At 56.9% G+C, this 14,542-nt stretch carries 8 protein-coding genes; 4 read left to right on the top strand and 4 right to left on the bottom strand.

The features are described 5' to 3' along the window. Positions 1–66: 66 nt before the first annotated feature. A complete protein-coding gene (metH, locus tag Mal65_RS21835) occupies positions 67–3,774 on the bottom strand; it encodes a methionine synthase (RefSeq protein WP_145302596.1) in 3,708 nt (1,235 codons plus the stop codon). Between the two features lie 362 nt (positions 3,775–4,136). Here metH and Mal65_RS21840 point away from each other — a divergent pair, with 362 nt between their 5' ends. From Mal65_RS21840 to Mal65_RS21850, 3 genes are all read left to right on the top strand, one after another. Then, entirely contained in the window at positions 4,137–5,552 is a 1,416-nt protein-coding gene (locus Mal65_RS21840) for a hypothetical protein (protein WP_145302599.1), read from the top strand. 124 nt (positions 5,553–5,676) lie between these two features. Beyond that, entirely contained in the window at positions 5,677–7,155 is a 1,479-nt protein-coding gene (locus tag Mal65_RS21845) for a tyrosine-protein kinase family protein (RefSeq protein ID WP_145302602.1), read from the top strand. Between the two features lie 5 nt (positions 7,156–7,160). Continuing rightward, positions 7,161–7,982 (top strand): ExeA family protein, encoded by an 822-nt coding sequence (locus Mal65_RS21850; RefSeq protein ID WP_145302605.1) that lies wholly within the window; start codon positions 7,161–7,163, stop codon positions 7,980–7,982. Positions 7,983–7,999: 17 nt separating this feature from the next. Here Mal65_RS21850 and Mal65_RS21855 read toward each other — a convergent pair whose 3' ends face one another. Beyond that, positions 8,000–11,398 (bottom strand): PAS domain-containing hybrid sensor histidine kinase/response regulator, encoded by a 3,399-nt coding sequence (locus Mal65_RS21855; protein WP_145302608.1) that lies wholly within the window; start codon positions 11,396–11,398, stop codon positions 8,000–8,002. A gap of 260 nt (positions 11,399–11,658) precedes the next feature. Between Mal65_RS21855 and Mal65_RS21860 the strand changes: the two genes are divergently transcribed. After that, positions 11,659–12,591 (top strand): ATP-binding response regulator, encoded by a 933-nt coding sequence (locus tag Mal65_RS21860; RefSeq protein WP_145302611.1) that lies wholly within the window; start codon positions 11,659–11,661, stop codon positions 12,589–12,591. A 59-nt stretch (positions 12,592–12,650) separates the two neighbouring features. On the opposite strand, the gene Mal65_RS21865 is transcribed toward Mal65_RS21860, so the two are convergent. Further along, on the bottom strand, positions 12,651–13,898 hold the full coding sequence (locus Mal65_RS21865; RefSeq protein WP_145302613.1) for a PP2C family protein-serine/threonine phosphatase: 1,248 nt from the start codon (positions 13,896–13,898) through the stop codon (positions 12,651–12,653). 182 nt (positions 13,899–14,080) lie between these two features. Next, the gene (locus Mal65_RS21870) at positions 14,081–14,458 is read right to left on the bottom strand and encodes an STAS domain-containing protein (protein WP_165701450.1); all 378 of its coding nucleotides are present in this window, start codon (positions 14,456–14,458) and stop codon (positions 14,081–14,083) included. Between the last annotated feature and the right edge of the window lie 84 nt (positions 14,459–14,542).

The raw sequence follows: 14,542 nt of genomic DNA on the forward strand, positions 1-14,542 counted from the left end.
CGAAGCTTGCCGCAGCCAACCGGCAAACTTTTCCCAATGATCATGACCCGTCGGTATATCCAACGCTTATGAGGCATTCGGATCGTAGGCCAAGTTCGGCGCGAGCCAGCGTTCCACCTCGTCCAGTGGCAAGCCTTTGCGTTTAGCATAGCTTTCGACTTGGTCACGAGTCACGCGATCCACCGTAAAGTACCGCGACTGTGGGTGGGCAAAGTAGAGTCCTGACACACTGGCGGCCGGTGTCATTGCAAAACTGCTGGTCAGTTCCACGCCGGTGTTCTTTTCGGCGTCCAGCAAGTCGAACAGTGTTCGCTTTTCGGTGTGATCGGGACAAGCGGGGTAGCCCGCGGCGGGGCGGATACCGCGATACTTTTCGGCGATCAGGTCGTCATTGGACAGATCTTCCTCGGCACCGTATCCCCATTCACGACGCACCTTGTGGTGCAAACATTCGGCGAATGCTTCGGCCAAACGATCGGCGACGGCCTGAACGATGATCGCGCTTTCATCGTCCAATTCCTGCTTGAACTTCATCGCCAATTCGTTGGCACCGATGCCGGCGGTCACGACGAATCCACCGATGTAATCTTTGCGCCCGCTGTCGACGGGCGCGACGTAGTCGGCCAACGATCGAAAATCGTTTTGGCCACGACGTTCCCATTGTTGACGCAGGAAATGGAAACGTGCTTTTTCAGATTTCCGGTCATCGTCCTCGTATAGCACCACGTCGTCGCCGTCGCTGGCCGCCGGCCAAAATGCATAGGCCGCTTTTGCGGTCAGCGTCTTGTCGGCGATGACACGATCCAGCATCGCATTGGCCTTTTCAAAGACCTCGCAGGCGATCTCGCCGACCGTTTCGTCTTTCAAGATTTTGGGATATTTCCCTTTCAATTCCCAAGTTTGAAAATAGGGCGACCAGTCGATGAATTCTCGTAACGTGGCCAACGGGAAATCATCCAACACCTTCACACCGGTGAAATCCGGTTGATCAATCCGCACCGTGGACCAGTCGGTTGCAAATCGTTTTTCAAACGCCGTCTGGTAGGGGACCAGCGTTTGTTGACGTTCGCGAAAGCTGCTGACCAATTCCTGTTGCAGCTTTTTGTTGGATTGCACGAATTCGTCGTGCATGTCATCGCTGATCAGCTTTTCCACGACTCCGACACTGCGACTGGCGTCGGCGACATGGATGACCGGTTGGTCGTAAGCGGGCGCAATCTTCACCGCGGTGTGTTTGGCACTGGTCGTTGCGCCGCCGATCAGCAAGGGCAAGTTCATTTGACGACGTTTCATTTCTCGCGCGACGTGAACCATTTCGTCCAAGCTCGGCGTGATCAATCCCGACAAACCGATCATGTCGGCGGAGTGCTTGATCGCTTCGTCCAGGATGGTGTCGGAATCCACCATCACGCCCAGGTCGATCACTCGATAGTTATTGCACTGCAGAACGACACCGACGATGTTCTTCCCGATATCGTGGACGTCACCTTTGACGGTCGCGATCAAGAATGTACCGCGGTCGGACGCTTCCGCTTGCCCGGCCTGTTCCTTTTCTTCTTCCATGAAAGGTTCCAGGTAAGCAACGGCCTTTTTCATCACCCGCGCAGATTTGACCACCTGGGGCAAAAACATCTTGCCTTCACCGAACAGATCGCCGACGACCTGCATGCCGTCCATCAAGGGGCCCTCGATGACTTGCAAGCAACGATCGTATTGCTGACGTGCTTCTTCGGTGTCTTCGACGATGAACTTGTCGATTCCCTTGATCAATGCATGCTTGATCCGTTCGGTCACGTCGTTTTCACGCCAGGATAAATCTTCGCCGGCCTTTTTCTTTCCGCTACCTTTGACGGTTTCGGCAAGTTCCAACATCCGGTCGGTCGCATCGGGGCGACGATTCAGTAACACATCTTCGACATGCTCCAACAGGTCTTTGGGGATCTCCTCATAGACCTCCAATTGCCCGGCATTGACGATGCCCATATCCAGTCCTGCACGAACGGCGTGATACAAGAACGCGCTGTGCATCGCTTCCCGCACACGATCGTTGCCACGGAAACTGAAGCTGATGTTGCTGACGCCGCCGCTGGTTTTCGCTCCGGGACATTCCTTTTTGATTCGCCGAACCGCGTTGATGAAATCGACGGCGTAGTTGTTGTGTTCCTCGATCCCCGTCGCCACCGTCAGGATGTTGGGGTCAAAAATGATGTCTTCCGGCGGAAAATCTGCTTGCTGGGTCAGCAAGTCGTAGGCTCGTTTGCAGATCCGCACTTTGCTTTCTTCGTCCGCCGCCTGACCTTGTTCGTCAAAGGCCATCACGACAGCCGCCGCACCGTACTGACGAACCAGTTTGGCTTGGCGTAAGAATTCTTCTTCACCGACCTTCAAAGAGATCGAGTTGACGATGGCCTTGCCTTGGACGTTTTGCAGCCCGGCCTCCAAGACCTCCCAGCGACTGCTGTCGACCATCACCGGGACCGCGGCCACGACATCATCGCCGGAGATCAGACGCAGAAAGCGGGTCATCGCTTCGACGCCATCCAACAAGGCGTCATCGAAGTTGATGTCGATGATTGTCGCGCCGTTTTGCACCTGCTCGCGAGCCACTTCGACCGCTTCGTCGTAGTTTTCGTCGCGGATCAGCCGTGCGAATTTTCGACTGCCCGTCACGTTGGTACGTTCGCCGATCATGGTGAACGGGATTTCCGGACGCATCACCATCGGCAACTGACCGGACAAACGTGTCCAGACCGGTCCCGTCGATTCTTGCTTTGGCTTACAGGTTCGGACACGCTCGCACATCGCGCGGATGTGATCCGGGGTGGTGCCACAGCATCCACCCAAGATGTTGATCCATCCGTTGTCGGCATATTCGCCGACGATGTCCGCCATGGCTTTGGGGCCTAAATCAAATTGCCCCATGTCGTTGGGCAAACCCGCGTTGGGGTGACAGGAAATGGGCAGCCCCGTGGCCTGTGACATCTGTTCGACGTGTGGACGCATCACATCGGGTCCCAACGCACAGTTCATCCCGATCGACAACAGCGGAAAATGTCCCAACGATGTCACGAACGCTTCGACGCTTTGGCCCGAGACAAACGTTCGTCCACCTTTGTCGAAGGTGCCCGACACCATCACCGGCACAATCCGCGCACCGCTGTCGAACGCATCGCGAATCGCAAACAAGCACGCTTTCAAGTTCAGCGTATCGATCGCGGTTTCGGGCAACAGAATGTCGACCCCCGCATCGATCAGAGAATCGACTTGGGCGCGATAGCTGTCCCGCATCTCATTAAACGTCGTGTCCCGGTGTGCGGGATCATCGACGCGTGTGCTGATTGCGGTTTGACGCGTGGTCGGGCCGATTGAACCGGCCACAAAACGCGGTCGGTCCGGCGTACGTTCGTTCCACTGGTCCGTCGCACGACGCGCGCAAGCCACCGCAGCATGGTTGATTTCGTCGACCAATTCGATCGGCAAATCAAATTCGATCATGCCGACCGGGGAAGCACCAAAGGAGTTGGTTTCCACGATATCCGCGCCGGCTTCCAGATAGGCCAAATGGATATCTGTGATCGCGTCGGGATGCGTCAGACACAACAGATCGGAAAAGTTTTTCAGATCTTTGTGATGGTCGGCGAATCGATCGCCACGAACCGCCGCCTCGTCCAACTGCAACCGCTGAATCATGGTGCCCATTGCACCATCGAGCATCAAGATGCGGTCTCGAACCAAGTCGGGCAGGAGAGTCTTCGCGGAAGATAACTGCAGCATATCGAATGCAAATTTTTTTGGGGCGTGAAACACGAATCAGTCTGGCCGGTCATTGCAAATCGTGCAAAGACTCGGACAAACGGGCCGCAGGAAACGGCCGCCCGACAGGGGGTGTCCGGCACAGGTGGGCGCCATCGCAGTGGCTGCCTCGGAATCCATCCTGGGGACATCTTCCACACCCACGCATTGTGAAACAAGCCGCATGGGCAGGTTCGCGCGGTTTCCACCTTGTGGGAATCGCTTCGCTTTGTCTATTCCGCAAATTCTGTCATACCCGAACAGTTCCTTTAAGCCTCAATCCCCGATTTGTCGATCAAGACACCGGGAAATGCCGCCGCTGCCAGCTTTTGCAGGATGCATCCATGACCGCCTCGCCGTCCAGCCGCCCGAAGCGACCGTTGGGCTCTCAGCCCTCCGTTCACTTTCATCGGGTTAAGACGCAGACCGCCGAGCCGCTGCCGCCCGTTCTGTTCCGGCTTCGCAGTCTGTTGGTCAGCCGCACAACGGCGGAAGCCGATCGTCTAAGCGACCAAGACCGCGTGGATGAAACCGTTCGTTTCGACGCGGCGATCCCCGCGACCGACGCCGATACAAGCGAACAGCACCGCTTTCAGGATTGGGATTCCAATCAAGCCGATCCCGCGGAAATGCCGGCACCGACAACCGCAGATGACGCTTCATCCAAAGCGGTCGACACCGATTCGGACGTCCCGCAAACCGTTTTCCAGATTCGTTTCGACGATCCCCACGATGACGTTCCCGCGGCACACGGTGCTGACCGTATGGAATCGACCGAAGGTAACGGGAGCGATTCAAACGCCGCCGAAGCAACTATCAAGGATGTACAAAGCTCGCAAAGCATCGCCGGTGAATCCGACGCGGACCAACCGGTGGATGGCCAACGTTGGGCTCTGCCGATCAACATCGGAGCGTTGACCGAACGATACGGCGCAAAACTGGTCGTTGCAGCTGTCTTGGTCGCACTCGCGTCGGCCACCTATTTCGCCGGCCATCGCACCCAGGACTTGGAAAAAGAAGACTTGGACCTGATCGCCGTCGGCGATGCGGACATCCAAGAAATCTCCACCGGTGTTCCGGAAGGCCCCGCCATTGCCGACACCCAATCAAGTCGCCAATCCCAAGATCAATCCGCGACCTTCAAGACCAATCGTCCCATTGAATCGTCCATCGCCGCCGCACCGTCGACCGACGTTGAACTGGAGCTTTCGGCGGACACGCCCGGCGATTTCACGTCCGATCCCGTGGGCCAGGCGTTGGCACGCCAAGCTTCACCAAATGCTAACGACGATGGCACCATGGCACTGGACCAGCTGTCGATGACCGGTGACGGGATGATCACGCAACCCACATCCGCATCGCCAGCGCCGGCGAATCGCGGCGATGCAGGCATCCGCGGGGCGGCCGCTGGAACTTCTACTCCCACGCCGTCGGCCACCCCAAACGCGATCTCCGATTGGACTCGCTATCTGCCTGGTGCGTTGCCAGTCAACACGGGCAACTCGGGGACGGGCGCGATCCAAGAAAACCCGTACCAGGCCGCATTGCCCGGTGGTTCCGCCAACGCCGCTTCGCCCGCAACGACCACCCCGAATGACCCGATGTCCGTGTATCAAAACTACCTGGGCACGGTGTCCAGCGGCGCCCCCGCGACGGGCGACTCGGTCAATCGTGACGTGACGGGGGCAAACATGTCCGATGCCGAACCGGTCCCACGTACCGCGGTCAATCCCTACGCCAACGCTTACCCCGTCCGATAAACGCGTCTGTTGGATGAGCAGTCCTGTTCAATCAACAAGCCCGCCGGCCGAACGATGAAGCATCGGTGAGGCCCACTGCACAAGCTTTCGTTTCAACCCTTCGACGGAAATCCTTTGGATTCTTATGAGCAATATTGACCAAGCGTTCGTCAAAGCGTTCGCCCGCCGTCAAACGGCCGAAGTGAATCAAGCCGAAAACCCGGTCGAAGTTCCCACGTTGAAACGTTCGTCGGATCGGTCCATCCGAGTCAATCGGTCGGTCGCGGAGCAAACCAGCTTGTGGATCGACGCGTCGGAAGATCGGATCGTCCATGCCGAACGTGCCCACCAAGAAACCGTTCCGCCGCCGCATAGCCGATCGATCGGTGAACCGCCCGTCGCGGCACCGGTGGACGAGTCATCGGTGAATGAGGTATCGGAACCGCGAAATCGAATTACTTCGCCGCCTGACCAATCAGCCGAATCGACGCCGACCGACGAAACACCCTCGGTCGCCGCTGAATCGATTGCCACCGAAGTCGAACCAGAATCCGCGCCCGCTGAGTTCTCTTTCGAATCCACCTACGCCATCGCGTCGTTCACCACCGATCTGTACGCATCGGCAGGTCAAATCGAACGCAACCTCGTTCGCGAACTGGAAACGACCGAATCTGCATCGCAACCGGTCGAACCACTCACGAAGCCCGAGGCGCCAGAGGACGAACATGCGGAATCACTGGACGTGCAGCCGTTGCTGAAAATCCCCAGCGATGTCCATGCCATCGACGATGAGGCATCCGATCAGGCACCGGTCCAATCAAGCGTGATCGAGCCGGAAGCAACCGTCGAATCAGAGCCTACGGTCGAACCGGAAACAATTGCCGAAACTTTGAGCGACGCCCCGGCACCAGAACCGACGCCCGAACCAGTCGATACACCGGAGTTTTCGTTTTCGGCAGATTCATCGACGTCTTCGCTGAACCGTTCGGCTTTCCGACCGTCGTGGGAAATCGATTGCCTGGACATTCCCGAAACGGTAGAGCGTTTGTTCTTTGAAGACGCCATATTGGAAACCGTTGGTCGCCATTTGGCCCAGGCGGTTGATTCGGGCCTACGTTCGGCTCTGGTCACCAGCGTGCAGTCGGGCGAAGGCCGCAGCACGGTCGCAACGGGTATCGCGTTGGCCGCGTCTGCATCCGGTCTGAAAGTCGCATTGGTTGACGCCGATCTTCGTCATCCGACGCTGGCGGACGATCTTCGTTTGGACTTGGACCTGGGATGGCTGGAAGCCGGCCAGAACGGTATCGCTGCCGACGAAGTTGCGGTGTTCAGCGGAGAGGAACAGATCACGTTTCTGCCGCTTTTCGTTGACGAATCTGACGAAGACGCAACCGAGCATCTGGAATCGATCGTCGCTGAACTGAAACAACATTTTGATCTGGTCATCTTGGATGGTGCGTCGGCCGGATATGGCGTTGGTCAGGAAACTGAAGCGATCGATTCGGCTTTCATTGTCCGCGACATGCGGTCCACTTCCGTCGACGACTTGAACGAATTGGCACGTCGGCTGATGCGTAGCGGAATCCGCGGCGTCGGAGTGATCGAAAACTTTGTGGAAGGCTAATTCCGGTGTACGAATCGTTTTTCAAGTTGACCGGTCGCCCGTTCGAAAACTTCGGCGATGACAGTTACTATCCGTCGGAATCGCACCAGACCGCGATGCTGAAAATGCGCTACGCCATCGAAAATCGGCGTTCGGCGATCGCGGTATGCGGCGACAGCGGAATCGGTAAATCAATGCTGATTCGGCTTCTGGCGTCACAATTGCCCGAAGCCATCGCACCATTGGTGACGGTCGTTTTTCCCAAGTTGCCCGGCGATCAATTGCTGGGATACGTCACCGACAAGATCACTCGTCAGTGCGGACCGCCCGATGAACCGGATCGATTGACCCTTCATCGTTTGGAATCGTTTTTGGATGAAAACGTCGCAGCCGATCGCCACGCTTTGGTGGTGGTCGACGAAGCACACCTGCTGGACAGTCACGAGCAACTGGAAACCTTGCGTCTGTTGCTGAACCTGGCCACCGGTGGCGGCCATGCAGAATCCGCTTTGACGTTGCTGTTGGTTGGTCAAAGCATCCTACTGACGCAAATCGAACAGAACGCATCCTTGGATGAACGCGTCAGCGAAAAATGTCTGCTGCGACGTTTCACGCCCGATCAAACCGCGTCTTACGTTCAACATCGATTGCAACAGGTCGGTCGCCAAATGCCCGACGTGTTCACCACGGCGGCCGTCGACCGATTACATTCTCGTTCGCTGGGCATACCACGACGGATTAACCGGTTGGCTGATTTGGCTTTGATGGTGGCGTACGCGGATGATGCGGTCCGCGTCACCGAAGATCACATCGAAGGTGTTCACCGAGAATTGGCGACCACCCCATAAGTTCGTGATGCCCGCGACTATTGGTCCGCGTCGTCCGATTTTCGATAAGCGTCCGCTTCGGTAAGAGCCTGGTCGACACAGCGGACCAGCGATTCGATTTGCGCCGGCTCAATCGGCTCGCCAGCATTCTGGATCTGTTCGGCCAGCTTTCCAACTCCAACCGCTCCGACCGATAACGATGCGCCTTTGAGCGTATGTGCGGCCTGTCGAACCTTGTCCCATTGCTGTTGTTCGGTCGCATCACTCATCTGATCGGCCAGTTCGCGTGCCTCGCGCATGTAAACGCCCAGCAACTCACGCAGCAACGCTTTGTTGCCTCGCACCGTCTGTTTGGCTTGTTCCCAATCGAAACACGGACCACGATCGGGATCGACATTGGGCGGGGACAGCGCTTCGTCTGCGTCCACATGCTGACCGCCTGACTCTTCTGAACTTGCCGCCGATTGTCTCTTGTCTTCAACTTCGCCGGACGACTCCGATGCATCGGACGCCGCACCAGTACCTTCGGAACCATTTGGTTGCTCAATGGTTTTCGACAGTTTTGTTCGCAATTCGGACACGCGAATCGGTTTGGCCAGGTAGTCATCCATACCGGCTTCTAAACAGCGATCTCGGTCCCCCTTCATCGCATGAGCGGTCATGGCAATGATCGGTTGGTGAAGTCCCGTTGATTGCTCACGCTGACGTATCTGTCGCGTCGCTTCCAAACCGTCCATGACCGGCATTTGCACATCCATCAACACGACGTCAAAGGCTTCACTTTCCAAACGCTCCACGGCCTGTTGACCGTCGTGCGCGACATCAACTTGGTGCCCATCAGCCGACAACACACCGACCGCCAATCGGCGATTGATTTCGTTGTCTTCGACCAACAAGATCTTAAGGGTCTGTTCCGGTGGGTTGTGCGGTTGCGTCGCCAGTGTGGCAGCATCTTCCGGTGCTGAAATACCCAGCGTGCGGACAATTGAATCGAACAGCTCCGATTGTTTCACCGGCTTCAGCAATCGTTCCTCGACTCCCAATTGCCTGCCCAGATCGCGATCTCCTTCGCGTCCGCCGCTGGTCAACAGGATCACGGGCAAGCGGCACGCCAAATCGCTGCTGCGCAGTGCGCGTATAAAATCAAAGCCACTCATTTCCGGCATATTGACGTCGCTGATGATCAGCCCAAACGGTTGGCTGTCTCGCTCGGCCGATTCGATCTTCTGCATCGCCTGTGACGCCGATTCGGCCAGAATCGGCAACATGCCCCAATTTCCAAGCATCTCGAAAAGGATTTCGCGATTGGTCTGGTTGTCATCAACGACCAACACACGAGTCCCACCGACAACGACCATTCCGCGCCGGTGCTGTTCTTCCACCTCTTGGTCGGCGGCCCGCAAACGGATGTCAAAGTTGAATTCGCTGCCGACACCGACGTCGCTCGTGACCTGGATTTCACCGCCCATCAGGCGTACCAACTGCGATGAAATTGCCAAGCCCAATCCGGTACCACCGAAACGTCGTGTGGTCGACGTATCGGCCTGTTCAAATTCATCGAAAATCGACTGAGTCTTCTCCGCCGGTATACCGATTCCGGTATCACGAACGCTGACCGACAACCACACTTCGTCTTCGTTTTGCGACAACAGACGAACTTCGGCAACGACTTCACCGGCCTCGGTGAACTTGATCGCATTGCCGACCAGATTGACCAAAACCTGTCGCAATCGGGTGGAATCCCCCACGACAAATCGCGGCACTTCTGGATCGACGCGGAAGGCCAACTCCAAGTTCTTTGCGTGTGCCTTCAAGCCGAGCGATTTCATGGTATCGCCCAAGCTTTCACGCAGATCGAAGGTCGCTTCTTCGAATTCCAGCTTGCCCGCTTCGATTTTCGAAAAGTCCAAGATGTCGTTCAGGATCGACAACAGGGATTCACCGGCCTCCTGAACCATGGACAAGAAATTTCGCTGCGTTGTGTCCAACTTGGTGTCCAGCACCAAGTCCGTCATGCCGATGATGGCGTTCAAAGGCGTGCGGATCTCGTGGCTCATGTTTGCCAGAAAATCACTTTTCGCCCGATTGGCCTGGTCCGCTGATTCTTTGGCTTCCAGGATCTCGCGGTCGATCTTCTTTCGACGCGTGATGTCGTGGCCGATGCCGACAACTCCGACGGCTTCGTCGGACGGTTGTTCATCCTGGGTGGCCGGGAACAGTGGCACCTTGGTCGTCAGCAAACAGATCTCGCTGCCGTCGGGGCGACGATGGGATTCTTCACGATCCAACAGCGGACGCCCGGAGCGCATCACGTTCTGGTCATCGGTGACATAATTGCACGCTAGATCAGGCGGCGAAAAATCGTAGTCGGTTTTACCGATCAAGTCGTCCACCGAATCAACGCCAAGCATCCGCACCAGCGCCGCGTTGGCGGTGACGAACCTGCCAAACCGATCCTTGACGTAGATCAGATCAGGAACGTTATCGATGATGGTTTTCAACAGGTCACGTTCCCTGGCCAATTCTTGTTCGGCCAGGATTTGCTCGGTCACATCACGTGAAATCCCGAAGGTACCAACCACGTTGTCTTGCTTGTCGCGCAGCGGCACCTTGGTCGTGCTGCACCAAGATTCGGTTCCATCGGGATACGTTTCGTGTTCGATGTCGGCCAGGACGGGCTGGCCGGTTTGCATGATCTGCCGTTCGTCCGCCAGTGCCTTTTGTGCGTGCTCCGATGCAAAGAAGTCCGCATCAGATTTCCCCAACGCATCTTCGGGATCATCGACCCCCAACTTGTTCGCGCAACTGCGGCTTAGCCGAATGAACCGGCTATCGCTGTCTTTGAAATAGACCGAGTCCGGCACGGTGTCCAACAGGGTGCCCAGCAAGTACTTTTCGTACTCGATCTGTTGCTCGGCATCCTTCTGCCGGCTGACATCCCAAAACATGGCCTGGACGCCCACCACGGTGCCGGCCGCATCGCGGACCGGTGCTTTCCATACTTCGACGTAGGTCTGGTCGTCGCTTCCCGACTGGTGCCTTTCGATATCGTGCCGCAGCTTTCCAGATTCGATGACCTGCAAATCATCGGCGACATACTTCTTTGCCAGATCCGCCGGATACAAATCAAAATCCGTCTTACCGACCAATTCGGCGGCAGGACGTCCGATCTGTTCACTGGCACGCTTGTTGACGTACTTGATTCGCCCGTCCATGCCTTTGCGAATGACGCTAAGCGGCAAACTTTCGACCAACGACCGGTAAACGGCATCCGATTCACGTAACGCCGTTTCCAAACGCTCGATTTCGTGAATCGTTGACGGATCACCGGAACGTGAGTCCGAAACATCGATGGACGATTCCGATTGTCGCGTCGCCTGGGAATCGGCAGGAACGTCAGGCGTATCGGACGCATCAAGGGGGCGGGAATCATCCACGCGGGTACCTCCGCGAGTCTCGTGGGTTCAACATAGGGCCCTCCATTCATCATAAACTGTGACCACAGCCGACGTGGCATTTGGTCACCCCGGCGGATGGTGGGCATGATTCCCATCGCACAAAGTTGTTGGCATGGCGTTCGCGGGACAGGTCGGCAATCGCGAATTTCCCGTGAATCCGTGACGCCCAACCGTCATGACGCTAGGATGCGTCGGTCGTCCGGCGGAACGTTCGACTTGCCCCCTGGTCTTTTCTCATCATGCCCCGCGTATTCAAGATCTTGGTTGTCGATGACAGCCCGACGCAGCAGTTGCTGCTTCGGGGCGTCCTGGAACAAGAGCCTGACTTGGAAGTCGAAAGTTGTGGCAACGGCCAGGAAGCTTTGGTCATCGTCATGCAATCGCCGCCCGACCTGGTCCTGACCGACTTGCAGATGCCGGAAATGGATGGCTTGGAATTGACCGAAGCCATCAAGCAGGCAGCCCCCTCGGTCCCCGTCATCCTGACAACAGGGCAGGGCAGTGAAGACATCGCCGCCCAGGCACTGCGAAAAGGCGCCGCCAGTTACGTCCCCAAACGGTCGATGAACAGCGACTTGTTGCCCACCCTGCGACAAGTCTTGCAGCTGGCCGAATCGGAAACCGGCCGCAGCGACGTCAGCGACTATGTCACGTCCGCGTCGGTCAGCCTTAGCCTTCGCAACGATGAAACCTTGGTCCCCGGTGTCATCGCCCGGTTGGAACAACCGCTGATCGAATTGGACCTGTTCGACGAAGGCAGCCGCATGCAGATCAGCATGGCATTGGACGAAGCGTTGCTGAACGCGATGATCCACGGCAACCTGGAAGTTTCGTCCAAGCTACGGGAGTTGGAAGACGGCGAAGCCTATCGCGAAATGATCGATCGTCGCACCAAGGAGGCTCCGTTCTGTGACCGTCGTGTTCGTGTAGAAATGGCCGCCGACAAAGAATCGGTACGCTTTGTGATTCGCGATGAAGGCAACGGCTTTGATGTTGCTTCCCTTCCAGACCCGACTGATCCGGCCAACTTGGAGAATGTCAGCGGCCGTGGCCTGTTGCTGATCAACGCCTTCATGGATTCGGTCAGCCACAACGACGTGGGCAACGAACTGACCATGATCAAACGATGCGACCAAAACGGTTCGGACACGTCAGGTGAAAACGACGACTGAACGCGGTTCCTCGCGAACGCGTCGGGTTGCCCTATGCCGCCGAACTCCTGTCCGCCTGCCTAGTGCGGCGGCGGAGGCATCCGATAATGGCTGTGGATTGAATCCGCGGGGCTTTGGAAATGTGGACGGGGAACGGCGTCGGCCAAACGCTTGATGACCACCGCCGTTCGATCATCGTGCTGACACGATTCCGGTTCCACCCGCGCCGCCAAGTCAAACACTTGGTCCACGACATAGTCGGCGGATCGGTGCCGATTCGCAACGACCGTCTTCAGCACCGGAGCGACGCCTAGGAACGTCTCGTGGTCACGAGTGGCCTCGGTAATGCCGTCGGTGAACATCACCAGCAGATCGTCCCCCCGAAGATCGTCCAGGTTCATCGACAAATAGCGTTCGTCCGAAACAATCCCCAAAGGCGGATTGGGTGACGACAACACCAACGATGCCCCATCATTGCGGACCAGGTACCCGGGATGTCCGGCGCTGCTATACGCGCACCGGCGTCCGGTCGGATCCAGATGCACCATGAACAACGTCACAAACGCGTTGTGTTTCAAATCGTTGATCAACAGCCGATTCACCTCGGTCAACACTTCGCCGATCTCCATCCCCGTCATGACCAAAGCACGGATGGATGCCCGCGTTTCAATCATGACCATCGACGGCCCGATGCCGTGTCCACTGACGTCACCGATCACCACGCAACTGGAACCATTGGGCAATCGCATGAAATCGAAATAATCGCCGCCGTTCTCACTGGCCGGCTGACATGCACCCGCCATGGAGTATTTCGTGCAACCGAAAAGCCGGCCGGGCAACAAGCGTTTCTGGATTTGATGCGCCATGTGCATCTGATGGCGGATCTCCAACAACTCCGCCTCCATCGACCGATGTGCGGCCCGCTCCATCGCCAAACGAATGGATCGAATCAAATGGCGGTCGGTTAGCTGCGTGCCTTTGACGATGAAGTCCTGGGCGCCCAGACGTACCGCGGAAACGGCCGAGGATTCTTCGGATTCGCCACTGATCACAACCACGGTCGCATCGGGGTCGCCCCGCAGGACATGCCGCAGCGTGTCCAGGCCCTCGCTGTCGGGCAGGTGCAAATCCAACAGAATCAAATCCAGACGCGATTGGGCAATCCGATCCATCGCGGACTGCAGCGTGTCGGCGGTGTACAGTTCCAGACCTTCGCCCAGGCCATTTTCCAGGCACAAAGTCGCCAACGTTCGATCGGTCGCGCAGTCTTCAACAAGTAAGATCGCAATGGAATCACGATCGTTTCGGCTGTAGGGCAACGGATCCATGACCGCAAGTCTAACCCGCACGCCCCCACGTTGCAGGCAATACCGTGCTCCAGCGGCACACACCGTTCAATTTTCACCCATCCGAATCGCCAAAACGACACGCCACCGAGCCTTCGTCTCCGCAGACTCGCTAGGCACCGTCTTCTGAGCCGAAAAAATTTTCCCCGCAAGCGAGTCCGCTTTCACGACGATTCGATGCCGTGCAACGCATCAATCGCCCTCGGCATCGTGGCATCGATGGGAAAGATTCGGTCTTTCAAATTGGTGACACAAAACGCGGTATGAATGTTGTCATTCATGTTCGACAGACGCATTTGCCCGTCGACCGCCATCACGTAATCGCGGGCACGCAGCAGAGTGCCAATGAATTCAGAGGAAATCCCTGCGACGTCTTTGAAATTGATCACCAGTTTCTGCGGACCTTGCTGTTTCAAAAATTCCAGCAATTCCTCCTGTGTCCGCGTGATGACCTCTCGCTGCAGAAAATCAAGCGGTTTGAGAAAAATGACGGTGACCTCATCAACATGGGACACGTTGAACGTCGTCAGTGGCTCGGTCATGGGGCACCTCCATTCCGGTAATCCGGTGTCAAAATCAATCAGGTCATCGATGACCGACGGCCAAGAGTCTATTTTAAACCAGAT

The sequence above is a fragment of the Crateriforma conspicua genome, from assembly GCF_007752935.1.
Classification (GTDB): Bacteria; Planctomycetota; Planctomycetia; order Pirellulales; family Pirellulaceae; genus Crateriforma; species Crateriforma conspicua.

What these genes read in the sequence shown, in the direction of transcription:
- metH (WP_145302596.1), bottom strand. Translation starts at nt 3,774, where the DNA reads ATGCTGCAGTTATCTTCCGCGAAGACTCTCCTGCCCGACTTGGTTCGA.
- Mal65_RS21840 (WP_145302599.1), top strand. Translation starts at nt 4,137, where the DNA reads ATGACCGCCTCGCCGTCCAGCCGCCCGAAGCGACCGTTGGGCTCTCAG.
- Mal65_RS21845 (WP_145302602.1), top strand. Translation starts at nt 5,677, where the DNA reads ATGAGCAATATTGACCAAGCGTTCGTCAAAGCGTTCGCCCGCCGTCAA.
- Mal65_RS21860 (WP_145302611.1), top strand. Translation starts at nt 11,659, where the DNA reads ATGCCCCGCGTATTCAAGATCTTGGTTGTCGATGACAGCCCGACGCAG.
- Mal65_RS21865 (WP_145302613.1), bottom strand. Translation starts at nt 13,898, where the DNA reads ATGGATCCGTTGCCCTACAGCCGAAACGATCGTGATTCCATTGCGATC.
- Mal65_RS21870 (WP_165701450.1), bottom strand. Translation starts at nt 14,458, where the DNA reads ATGACCGAGCCACTGACGACGTTCAACGTGTCCCATGTTGATGAGGTC.